Origin of the sequence: Chryseobacterium ureilyticum (genome assembly GCF_900156735.1) — a bacterium.
In the GTDB taxonomy this organism is placed as follows: Bacteria; Bacteroidota; Bacteroidia; order Flavobacteriales; family Weeksellaceae; genus Chryseobacterium; species Chryseobacterium ureilyticum.
This window is the reverse complement of record NZ_FTOL01000002.1, coordinates 272,843-284,859: the sequence shown is the minus strand read 5'-3', so window position 1 is coordinate 284,859 and position 12,017 is coordinate 272,843. Positions and strand designations below refer to the sequence as shown.

Sequence of the window (12,017 nt, the reverse complement as noted above, 5' to 3'; positions counted from 1 at the left end):
AAGTTTATTTTTAATGTTGTCTAAACACTTCTTAATGCACTTAAGTTGATTTAGTTGAAAATAAAATCGATGAATTGATAATGATTCCTAAAACTTAAGGGCTAAAAAGATGAGGTTTAAACTGCTCTTAAATAGTTATTACAAAGGTTTTGCTCTCAATAAACTGTCTGAAGAGATGGCTTTCGGTTTGATGGAAGCGCCGTCTTTCAGGTTTCCGATTCCGGTGTAGACAATCTTTTCTCCAGGTGTAAGTCCTTCAGAAATAAAATAATAACTGTCTGTTTTTCCGGATATTTTGATTGGTTTTCCAGTTACTTTCTGATCTTTACCCATTACATAGACATACGTTTTATCCTGAATTTCAAAAGTTGACTCCTGAGGAATTACCACTGCATTTGAAATCAATTGAGGCATACGAACTCTTCCCGTATTTCCGGTTCTTAATGATCCGTTGGTATTTGGGAAAATGGCACGTACACTGATTGCTCCGGTTGTTTTATCAAACTGTCCGTCTACGATACTCAGTCTTCCTTTTTCAGGATAAGTACTGTTATCAGCAATTACCAAGTCTACCATCGGCATATTTTTAAGTTTTTCTTCTAAAGTAGCTCCCGGATATTTATTCTGGAAAGCAATAAAATCAAGTTCACTTAAAGAGAAATACGCGTAAATTTCACTGATATCCGATAATAAAGTCAAAGGATTAGGATCTGTTCTGGAGATCAGACTTCCTTTTTTGAATGGGATTCTTCCAATATATCCGCTTACAGGTGCTGTAATGGTGGTAAATCCTACATTGATTCTTGCGCTTCCTACAGATGCTCTAGCCTGTGAAGCTGCAGCTACTGCCGCTTCATAATTGGCTTTTGCCGTTTTTAGCTGTACATCGGAAACTACTTTCGCAGCAACCAAAGGCTGAAGCCTGTCAACTTCTACTTTAGCTTTCTGTATATTGGCATTTGCTGCCTGAAGATTAGCCTGAGCCATATTCATCTGCTCGCCATAACTTCTCGAATCTATTTTAAATAAAGGTTGTCCGGCTCTTACATAAGCTCCTTCCTCTACATAAATTCTGTCAAGATATCCATCCACCTGAGATCTGATTTCCACATTGTTTTTTCCTTCCAAAGCAGTTGGGAATTCTTGATAAGTGGTAGCAGGAGAGGTGATAACGGTATAAACCGGAAGTTCAGGAGCTGGCGGTGCGGAATTAGATCCTTCTGCAGCCTTTGTGCAGCTCTGTAAAAGAATTATACTTGAAATAAGTACAATAAACCTTGTTTTTCCAGGTATTTTCATTTTGGTTTAATTTTTTTAATGAAGTGTTAGATTTAAGTAATGTTTCGTTCTAATAAATGCTGTTTTTTTTCCTAACAGTGTTAATGATTTGTTCAAAAAAAATTACAGAATTTTTAATGCTCGATTATGTCGATTGTTTCCATAATTGAAAATTGTTTTAATGTATTTAAGTATATGAAGATGTGAGGTGCAATGTGCGTTAATTTTACTAACAGTGTTAATTTGTAATGAAAAAAAATTCTTTAACAATTAAATGGAGTAGAGTTTTGCATAGCTTATTTTTGTTTTTAAATTATGATTTTAACAATTGAGCTTATTAATTCAATGTTAATTTTCCTAACGGTGTTAATTTTTGATTCAAAAAAATATTACAAAGACTTAATAAAAGATGAAACTGTTTCATCTAAAGTCGATTTATTCATAGTAGAGGGAATATCTGCTGTACGCATCATCATGATAGAGATCATTCCATGCACCGCTGAAAATAGGGCATGAGACATATGACAAGCATTATCCGTATTCGATCCGTTCTTTTCAATAATGTTATAGGTACATTCGTAAATAAGTTCCTGGAATGATGAAAATTCTTTCTTCATCTGTCCTTTTCCACAACATTGCATTCCCAATCCAAACATTAGTTGATAATATTCCTTATTATTAAAAGCAAAGTTCCAATAAGCATCAACAATAGCAAGAAGTTGTTCTTCAGGTGTACTGTGCTTCTGCTGAGCTTTTAATAATTCTATATGTAATTTGTGAAAGCCATCCAATGAAATTTCAAATAAAATAGCTTCCTTATTTTCGAAATAATCATATACCACGGGCGCACTGTACTCAATAGCGTCTGCTATTTTACGTATAGAAAGTGATCCCCAGCCTTCAGATTTAGCCAAAGTGAATGCCGCCTGCAAGATACTTGCACGTATGGATTCTTTTTCTCTTTGACGACGTTCATGTAGACCCATGATATTCTTTTCTAACAGTGTTAGCAAAACTACAAACTTTTGAAGCTATCTTCCAAACCTTATTTTAAATTTAATGAAAAAAGAAGGTTTTAGAAATAAATTGAAAGATGTAAAAACGAGAACTGAAAGCAGATGAGATGCATTGATTTTAAATTATTGTAAAAATTAATAAAGTATATAGCTTTACTCAATAAATATATTGGGTAGAATAAGTTCTGTTTTCCAGCCCCTATCTTCCTTACCATATAACCAAAGAAATTTCTATCTTTGTGAAACTAAAGAAAAAGGATATGAATACTCCATCAAATATGTTGGCATTAGGTACAAAAGCTCCGTTTTTTGAGCTTCCAAACCCGTCAAAAACGAATGAACTTCAGTCTTTGGAAGAGCTGAAAGGAGAAAAAGGAACATTGGTAATCTTTATGTGTAACCATTGTCCGTTTGTTCTTCATGTGATTGATAAGATCAATGAATTATACGAAGATTATAATGATAAAGGAATTGAATTCATTGCGATCAATGCTAATGATATTGAAAAATATCCGGATGATTCTCCAGAAAAAATGATTGAATTCCAAATCGACAGAAGATTTGATTTTCCTTATTTATTCGACGAAAGTCAGGCAGTAGCAAAAGCTTATGATGCAGCTTGTACTCCTGATTTTTATTTCTTTGATGATAAATTGGATCTTGTCTATAGAGGTCAGATGGATGATTCAAGACCTGGAAATAATAAAGATGTTACCGGAGAAGATTTGATTATTGCATTTGAAAACCTTTTAGCTGGAGAAGCTCAGGAAGAAATTCAAAGACCAAGTATGGGATGTAATATTAAATGGAAATAGTTTCGGTTATCGATTCTTATTTATTATAATATATAGCTGTTCTTTTTAGGACAGCTTTTTTTATTTCCCACAGATTATTGCTCAGCCTTTTATCAGTTTTTATTTGCTAATAATGCACGATTTCTTTTTTATTCGTGAATTAGTGGTTATTATAATATTCTCACAGATTTAGGAGATTACGCAGATCTTTTGAGGGTGTATAATTTCATTAGGTTTTATAACACATACATTTGTGAAATCGGCGAGATCTGTGGGGAAATTACACACTCACCTTATTATGAGAATAATTCTTAATAAACTCAGAAGGCGTTTTCCCTGTATATTTTTTAAACATCCTATTGAAATAGGTTACATTATTGAAACCACAAGCATAGCTGCATTCTGAAATCGGTTTATCCTGTGCCATCAGTAAACATGCTTTATTAATTCGGTAACGGTTCACAAATTCTGTGAAGGTAATCTGAGTTGCTTTTTTAAAGAAATTACAAAAGGCAGGTAAAGTCAGATTGGCAAGTTTAGCGACCTCTTCAATATTAATTTCCTTATCATAATGATGTTCTACGTAAGTGAAAATATTCTCAAGACGGGTTTTATTCTTTGAGATAATAGTGTAAGGCATGATTTCCTTATTCAGAAGTTCATAGTCTTCACATTGAGATAATTCGAAAAGAATTTCAAGAAGCAATAAGTATCTTTTATATCCTTCCGATTCAAGCATGAGCTTTAATTTCGGGAGCATTGCTTTTTTTACCTTATGATGAAAATGAATACCATATTTTGAAAGCTCCAGTAAATTTTTAATTGACCGTGCTTCCACTTCCTGTGGAGGAAACTGAAGAATTTCTTCTTTGAACTGAAGTACAATTTCTTCATGCGGATCAATAGAATTTAATCCAAATCCAGAATGAGGAATATTGGAACCAATAAGGACTAGATCTCCATTGGTGTAATTACTTTTATGATAGCCTACATGTCGGGTTCCACTCCCGGAAATCACACAGACCAATTCAATTTCGGGATGATAATGATATTCCCATTTGAATTCTGAAATAGGAGAGTTGTTGTGAATCGTACGGAACGAACTTTTCTCATTGGGAATTACTCTTTCAAAAGTAACTTTCATTTAATTAATCATATTTAATCACTAAAAATACTAAATATATTAATATTGTTCAAATATTGATTTATTGTGTTAAATTATCGTTAACACAAATGCTTCTATCTTAGCCGTCAAGAAATGATCCGAATGAAAAATTTCAACATAAAGGCGGTTTTATTTTTAAACTATTTTGTTTTCGCAATTCTTTTGAATTCTGTGGGAACTGTCATTTTGCAGGTACAGCAGAACTTTGGAATTTCAAAATCATCTGCCAGTATATTGGAAGGATTTAAGGACCTCCCGATTGCTATTTGTTCATTTATTTTGGCTTCATTTCTTCCTAAGATCGGGATCAAAAATTCAATGCTGATTGCTTTATTTCTGGTAAGCGGAATGTGTTTTGTGATGCCGTTTACCAATGAATTTTGGTTCTTCAAATTACTATTTGGAATCGTAGGAGTTTCCTTTGCATTGATCAAAATATCGGTGTTTACTTCTATTGGTTTGGTAACGGATACAGATAAGGAACATTCCAGTTTTATGGGATTTTTGGAAGGATTTTTCATGATTGGGGTGTTAGCAGGAAATCTTTTATTCAGTTTATATATTGATGACCATAATCCGAAATCTACTCACTGGCTGAATGTATATTGGGTATTGGGAGTTCTTTCAACATTATCATTTTTATTCTTATTCTTTTCAAAACTGAATGAAAAAGATGCAAAAAGTGAGAAAACAGATCTATTGGGAGACTTACGAAACAGTGCAAGTTTGTTCAGCTATAAAAAAGTATTATGCTTTTTGTTGTGTGCTTTCCTTTTTGTATTGGTGGAACAAAGCTTCCAAACATGGACTCCTACATTTTATAAAGAAATTTTAAAGGTTCCTACTTCCATGAGTATTCAGGCAGGAGCCGTTTTGGCAGGAGCTTTTGCTTTAGGAAGATTTTTGTCAGGGTTCTTTTCTAAAAAATTCAGTTGGATTTATGTGGTTTCATTTTGTGTAATTGGTTTTACAGTAAGCCTACTTTTAGTGCTTCCACTGACGCATAATATTCATATTGACACCACAACCAATTGGCTGAATGCTCCATTAGTAGTGTATTTGTTTCCATTAATGGGAGGTTTGCTGGCTCCGATTTATCCTAGTATAAATTCTGTCATCCTAGCTTCTATCCCTAAATATTTACATAGTGCAATGTCCGGATTGATCGTAGTTTTTTCTGCAATTGGGGGAACAATAGGTTCTATTATTACGGGCTTTGTCTTTCAGGAATTCAGTGGACAGCAGGCTTTTTATCTGTCTTTGATTCCGCTTTCATTGTTGATTATTTCAGCAATTTTCATGAATAAATTAAAAATTAATCCTAAAAAATAATAATGAATAATCAGCTTTACATCCACGATATCCAAACTCTTTTTGATGATGTTCAGAGATCAGCCATTTTTGAAGATCAGAAAATGATGACTGATGCAGTTCCGTTATTTCCGGTTGCTGAAATCAATGCAAAATATGAACAGGATAAAGGTTCAGAAGGTTTTGATCTGAAAGATTTTGTGATGAATCATTTTGATTTTTTAGGAGCAAAAGTTTCCATCCAAAGAGAAGATCATCTTCCGATCGAAGAACATATTGAAAAACTTTGGGATGAATTGACCCGAACTGCTTATGAAGAAAAAGGAACACTTTTAAAATTACCAAAACCATATATCGTTCCGGGAGGTCGCTTCAATGAGTTTTTCTATTGGGACAGCTATTTTATTATGTTAGGACTACAGGTTTCCGGAAGAGTGGAAATGATGGAGAATATTGTGGAAAACTGTTCTTACCTCATCCAGAATGTAGGTTTTGTTCCTAATGCAAGCAGGACTCATTTTTTAAGCCGATCTCAACCTCCTTATTTTTCTTTGATGCTTGATCTTCTTGCTGATACTAAAAATGATGAAACCATTTATACTCAATATCATGATACTTTAGAAAAAGAGTATGAGTTTTGGATGAATGGAAAAGAAGATGCAGAAGTGGGTTCAGGAGTAAAAAGAGTAGTAAAAACTATTGATGGGGATATTTTGAACAGATATTATGATGCAGAAAATGAGCCTCGTCCTGAAAGCTATTTAATCGATATTGAAGATCAGGAGAATGCTTCAGGTGATGAATTTTACAGAAATATAAGAAGCGCCTGTGAATCCGGTTGGGATTTTTCCAGCAGATGGTTTGCAGACGGACAACATATCCAGACCATTGAAACACTGAATCTTGCTGAAGTAGATCTGAACTGTCTTTTATGGCATTTGGAAACTACATTGGCAAAATCTTCAGCACTTCAGGGGTTGGGAGAAAAAGAAAGTTTTTTTACTGAAAGAGCAGCAAGCCGAAGACAGATGATCAACAAATACTTCTGGGATGAAAAGACAAAGATGTACAAAGATTATCATATCAAAAAAAACACAAATACACCGTCTGAACATATTGCTGCTCTTTACCCTTTGTTTCTAGGAATTGCAGATGTGGAACAGGCAGATGCTGCTGCAAAAGCTATTTCTGATAAATTTTTATACCAGGGCGGACTTGTAACCACGACGAAAAATTCAGGGCAACAATGGGATTTACCTAATGCCTGGGCACCTTACCAATGGCTTGGCTTTAAGGCAATGAAAAATTATGGTTATCATGATTTAGCAGAAAAAATAAAAAATAACTGGTGTTCTAATGTAGAAAGAGTCTACAAAAACACTGGAAAATTAATGGAAAAATACAATGCATTAGATACAGAAACGATAGCAGGAGGCGGGGAATATCCCAATCAGGATGGGTTCGGTTGGACGAATGGAGTGTATTTAAAACTACAACAAAACTGAAACTAACAATAAAAAATAGGGCTATGAAAAAAAAATCAATCTTTTTACTCGCCGCTACAGCTACATTGTACTTCAATAATGCTTATGCACAGGAGACTCCACAAGATTCTGTAAAAGTTTCCTCCATTGATCAGATCGTTATCACAGGAAATTCGAATCCGAAGAAAAAAATAGAATCCAGTACTGCAATTTCAACATTCAGTTCAAAGGAAATACAAAAGCAAAATCCAATCAGTGCGGCAGCTTTATTGCAACGCGTTCCTGGTTTTGCTGTAGAAACTTCAGGTGGTGAAGTTGGAAACAATCTTTTTGCAAGGGGAATTCCTTCTGCCGGAGCTTATGAATTTGTACAGGTTCAGGAAGACGGACTGCCGGTTTTTGAGGATGGGGCACTTCAATTTGCGAATGCCGATAACTTTTTTCGTGTAGATAATTCCGTGAGCAGGTTGGAAGCCTTGAGAGGAGGCTCAGGTTCTATTTATGCCAATAATTCTACGGGAGGTCTTATTAATTTTATAACTAAAGAAGGAACCAATGATTTCAAAGGTACAGCAAAACTTGAAACCAGTACTTATGGTTTAATGCGTACTGACCTTAATGTGGGTGGAGCTTTGGTAAAAGATAAATTATTTTTCAATGTCGGTGGTTTTTACAGAAGTGATGACGGAATCAGAAAAACAGGTTTCAAAGCCAATAATGGCGGGCAAATCAGAATGAATCTGAAATATGTCTTTGATAAAGGATATGCTAAGGTTTACTATAAAAAACTAGACGATAGAAATACATTCTTCCTTCCGATTCCTTTAACGCAGGATGGCGAAAAATTAAAAGGATTCCAAGGCTTTGATCCAAATTATGGAACCTACAGCTACAGAGCCATCAGCCAGTTGAATATCCCACAGGCAGGAGGTGGATTTTTCAGCAGAAATCTTGAAGACGGAATCCATCCGAAAGTAGATGTATTGGGAGCTGAGTTTAAATATGATCTGGGTGGTAATTTCACTGTTTTAAATAAAACGAGATACACCAATATTAATATGAACTACACTGGAATCTTTCCTGCTGGAGCACCAAAAACGGCTTCTGATTTTGCAACTAAACCAATAGATGAAGGAGGAATGGGAATGACCAGTTATCAATATTCATTGGTAAGCAGTGGAGCAGTGGTTGATCCTCAATTTGTACAAAAACTTGGTTTCTGGGCTATCGATAAGCAGATGAATAACTTTGTGAATGACTTACAGTTCAATTATAAATTTGATAAAGGAAATGTGACGGCTGGCTTTTATAAATCAAACTGGAAATCTCATCAATACTGGAACTGGAGTAACATTCTGACAACAGCTACGGATAGACCTGAACTCTTGAATTTAGTGGATCCATCCCTCAGCTCAAGCAGTGTAGGCTATTCTAAAACGTATAACGGAGTTACCGATATGTCTACTTTACTTAGAGATTCGCAGATTCAGGGAAGTTTGAATGACCTTTATTTAAACTTGGATTATAACGTAACCGATGCTTTAAGTTTTAATGGAGGAATCCGATACAGCCGCGATTTTTACAAAGGATATAAAGTGAATACTACAACAGCTAATCTTAATAATTCAGGATTAACAGTAGACGGGACTCATGGTTTTGATACCACAACAGCAGACGATCATATGAATGTGCTGGGAAATCAGTTTACATATTGGTATTACGACATCAATAAAGTTTCCTATACTCTTGCTTCCAATTATAAGATCAATCGTGAAAATGCAGTATACGCGCGTTTCTCTCATGGTTTCAGATCTCCGAATGAAGAAGCATACTATAATAATATAGGAAATCTGGATGCAGTAAAACCTGTACAGACTAATCAATTGGAAGTAGGATATAAATACTATTCCCGTACTTTTGATATTGCGGTGATCCCTTTTTATTCAGCACTGAAGAATCTTTCATTTACCGATGTTTATTCAGACGGAACTTCTGAGAATAAATTTGCCAATACGACCAATCTTGGGGTAGAAATTGAAGGTTTTGCAAGATTGTTCAATAATGTTTTTGAGATAACATTCAACGGAACTATTCAAAATCCGAAATACAAAGACTTTACAGGAAGAAATGCTGACGGTTCTACTTTTAATTATGATGGGAATGTTGTAAGAAGAATTCCTAAGTTCTATTTTAATATTTCTCCCGCTGTGAATATCACAAAAGACTGGAGAGCTTATATAAGCATGAATTATTATGGTAAGCGTTTCCAGAATGAAGGGAATACGGAAGATAATATTCTGCCATCATTCACGGAGTTTGGAGCGGGAATGTCTTATCAGCTTGGCAAAATACGTTTTGCTGTAGATGGAACCAATATTTTCAATACGATTGGAATTACAGAAGGTGATCCAAGATCTCAGACTGTGTCAGGAACCAATGTAAGAATGGCAAGACCTATTATGGGAGCCGCCGCAAGGGCCTCAATTACTTTAGACTTTTAAACTCTATTTTTTTATAAATGCAAAACCGCCAGAACTTAGTTCTGACGGTTTTTTTATTTTATTTTTATTTCTCTCGAGGATAACGTTGATTTTTCTTAAACACAAACAACACTAATCTTCACACAAATAACCACAAACATCTGTGTCAATCTGCGTAATCTGTGGGAAATAAAATTAATCCATTCGCAGAATATGTAAAACGCGTACACTCTAAAACTTAATCTTCGTCTATTTAAAAAAAGGATTATATTGCTTCTCAAACCCAATTGACGTCGGATTTCCATGACCGGAAAATACTTGTGTATCAGGATCAAGCACAAAAAGTTTTGTTTTAATACCGTCAATCAATTGTTCATAATTTCCTTTATAAAGATCTGTTCTTCCGATACTTCCTTCAAAAAGAACATCACCGGAGATCATGAATTTCTGATTTTCATTGTGATATACAACGCTTCCCGGAGAATGTCCCGGAACATGATAAATATTGAACTTTTCACCATCCAGCTCCAGTTCTTCACCTTCATTGATATATATGGTATCTACTTTTACCGGTTCCACAGGAAAACCGAATCTCATTCCGCTAGCCTGAAGCATATCTAAAACTTCCTGATCTTCCTTATGCAGATAAACAGGTACTTTAAAAGTATCAAAAGCCCACTGAAGTCCTAAAACATGATCAATGTGTGCATGGGTTAAAAGAATTTTCTCAATTTTAAGTCCTTTTTCTTTGATGAATTGATCAATGGCATTCGTTTCCTGCTCACTCTTATTTCCCGGATCAATTAACCAGGCATTTTTATTTTCGTTGTAAAGAACATACGTGTTTTCGCTTGCAAAGTTGAATACGAAACCTTGAATCTGAAGCATAAGCTGATTATTTTTTATTCAAAAATACGATATTATTAAGAAAATGGCTATTTTTCGTTATCTTCGTCATAATGAAAACTTTGCGAATACTCTTACTTTCCCTGGGTGGACTGGTTTATGGACAAAATATCCAAAGTATCCAGCTGTTCAACCCACAGACGAATGATGAAACTCCGGTAATTAAATTCGGTGAACAATTGGTTTTAAGTTTTGATGATCTTACCAATGGCAGCGAAATTTATAGATATACCATTAAACATTACGACAGAAACTGGAATGACGATAATCTCTTCTTTACAGAATTTGCCACCGGAAATCTGAACGGGCTTCTGGATAAGTTTCAGTATTCATTCAATACACTTCAGGCTTATACACACTATAAACTGACTTTTCCTAATGATAATATGAAACCCAAAATCTCAGGAAATTATGAACTGATTGTTTATAAAGATTCTGCAGACAGACCTCTTTTCAAAAGACGTTTTTATTTAGTAGAAGATATGGCATCTTTGGGGTTAAATATTTCAAGAATTGCAGATGCAAAAAGACCTAATATCAACCAAAGGGTAGAAGTAAAAGCTACTCCAAAAGCAGGTGATCTTTCGTCGAATGTAAATTCTATGAGTATGAATGTGATGCAGAATAATAATCCTAATATGGTTATTTCTAATCTTAAACCAAGTACGGTTTTAGGAAATCAGTTACTTTTCCAGCAGATGAATCTTGCTTTTCCGGGAGACAATGAATTTTATTATTTCGATAATAAAAATATGACGATTGCAGCAGATATGGTTCGCGCTGTAGAGGTAAAAGATGATATTAATCATACTTATCTGCATCCGGTATGGGCATTTCCATTGAATTACCAATATCAACCCGATGTAAATGGTGCATGGTATTACAGAAGAAATGACCTGGGAAGAGAAAGAGATGCTGAAAGAGAAGCTGATTACTCATGGGTATATTTCTATCTGGAATCTGATCCTGTAGATAAGGATATTTATATCTTGGGAGGTTTCAATGGATTTCAGCCAAGCAAAGAAAATCAGATGCAATATGATGCAGCAGGCAAACAGTATGTTGCTAAAATATTTATGAAGCAAGGTTTCTATAACTACATATTAGCTACAAAGCAGGGAGACGGACCTCTTGACTTTGGTGAAGTGAACGGTAACTTCTGGCAGACGGAAAACCTTTATCAGGCATTTTTATATTATGCTCCTTTTGGAAGGAACTATGATGGGCTAATGGGATATGGAGAATTCAGAACTCCTGTGAGAAGATAACAATGTTAAAAACTTAATGATACAATTTAAGGCTGTCTTTACTGAAGATAGCCTTTATTTTTTTACAAAAGATATAAATTTTCACGAATTATATTCACTATAATATGAAACATAATGAAAATAATAATTCACAAAAAGTTGATTTTTATTAAATTTTTCAATTAAAAATATTTATAATAATAAAATTATTTTTAAATATTTCGCTTCTTTTTAAAATCATTATTGTGATTTGTTTATTGATTTATAATATCAATTGAATTTTAATCATTAGTATAGTGTTTTTGTAGAGAAAAGTTTATACATTCGTCATCACAC

General features: G+C 34.4%; 9 protein-coding genes. 5 read left to right on the top strand and 4 right to left on the bottom strand.

Features of this window, described 5'->3' with window-relative positions; translation table 11 throughout:
- Positions 1-138 precede the first annotated feature (138 nt).
- The gene (locus tag BW983_RS07505; RefSeq protein WP_076551282.1) at positions 139-1,299 is read right to left on the bottom strand and encodes an efflux RND transporter periplasmic adaptor subunit; all 1,161 of its coding nucleotides are present in this window, start codon (positions 1,297-1,299) and stop codon (positions 139-141) included.
- 368 nt (positions 1,300-1,667) lie between these two features.
- Positions 1,668-2,264 (bottom strand): TetR/AcrR family transcriptional regulator, encoded by a 597-nt coding sequence (locus BW983_RS07500; RefSeq protein WP_076551281.1) that lies wholly within the window; start codon positions 2,262-2,264, stop codon positions 1,668-1,670.
- 290 nt (positions 2,265-2,554) lie between these two features.
- Between BW983_RS07500 and BW983_RS07495 the strand changes: the two genes are divergently transcribed.
- Positions 2,555-3,109, top strand: coding sequence for a thioredoxin family protein (locus BW983_RS07495; RefSeq protein WP_076551279.1), 555 nt, complete (start codon positions 2,555-2,557; stop codon positions 3,107-3,109).
- A 259-nt stretch (positions 3,110-3,368) separates the two neighbouring features.
- On the opposite strand, the gene BW983_RS07490 is transcribed toward BW983_RS07495, so the two are convergent.
- The gene (locus BW983_RS07490) at positions 3,369-4,232 is read right to left on the bottom strand and encodes an AraC family transcriptional regulator (protein WP_076551278.1); all 864 of its coding nucleotides are present in this window, start codon (positions 4,230-4,232) and stop codon (positions 3,369-3,371) included.
- 123 nt (positions 4,233-4,355) lie between these two features.
- Between BW983_RS07490 and BW983_RS07485 the strand changes: the two genes are divergently transcribed.
- The 3 genes from BW983_RS07485 to BW983_RS07475 are packed head-to-tail and all read left to right on the top strand — an operon-like array spanning position 4,356 to position 9,549.
- On the top strand, positions 4,356-5,585 hold the full coding sequence (locus tag BW983_RS07485) for an MFS transporter (RefSeq protein WP_076551276.1): 1,230 nt from the start codon (positions 4,356-4,358) through the stop codon (positions 5,583-5,585).
- A 2-nt stretch (positions 5,586-5,587) separates the two neighbouring features.
- Positions 5,588-7,069, top strand: coding sequence for a trehalase family glycosidase (locus tag BW983_RS07480; RefSeq protein ID WP_076551274.1), 1,482 nt, complete (start codon positions 5,588-5,590; stop codon positions 7,067-7,069).
- Between the two features lie 23 nt (positions 7,070-7,092).
- Positions 7,093-9,549, top strand: coding sequence for a TonB-dependent receptor (locus tag BW983_RS07475; protein WP_076551273.1), 2,457 nt, complete (start codon positions 7,093-7,095; stop codon positions 9,547-9,549).
- A gap of 228 nt (positions 9,550-9,777) precedes the next feature.
- Here the strand turns inward: BW983_RS07475 and BW983_RS07470 are convergent, their stop codons facing one another.
- On the bottom strand, positions 9,778-10,416 hold the full coding sequence (locus tag BW983_RS07470) for an MBL fold metallo-hydrolase (RefSeq protein WP_076551271.1): 639 nt from the start codon (positions 10,414-10,416) through the stop codon (positions 9,778-9,780).
- 71 nt (positions 10,417-10,487) lie between these two features.
- Between BW983_RS07470 and BW983_RS07465 the strand changes: the two genes are divergently transcribed.
- Positions 10,488-11,702, top strand: coding sequence for a type IX secretion system plug protein (locus BW983_RS07465; RefSeq protein WP_065395066.1), 1,215 nt, complete (start codon positions 10,488-10,490; stop codon positions 11,700-11,702).
- Positions 11,703-12,017: the final 315 nt, after the last annotated feature.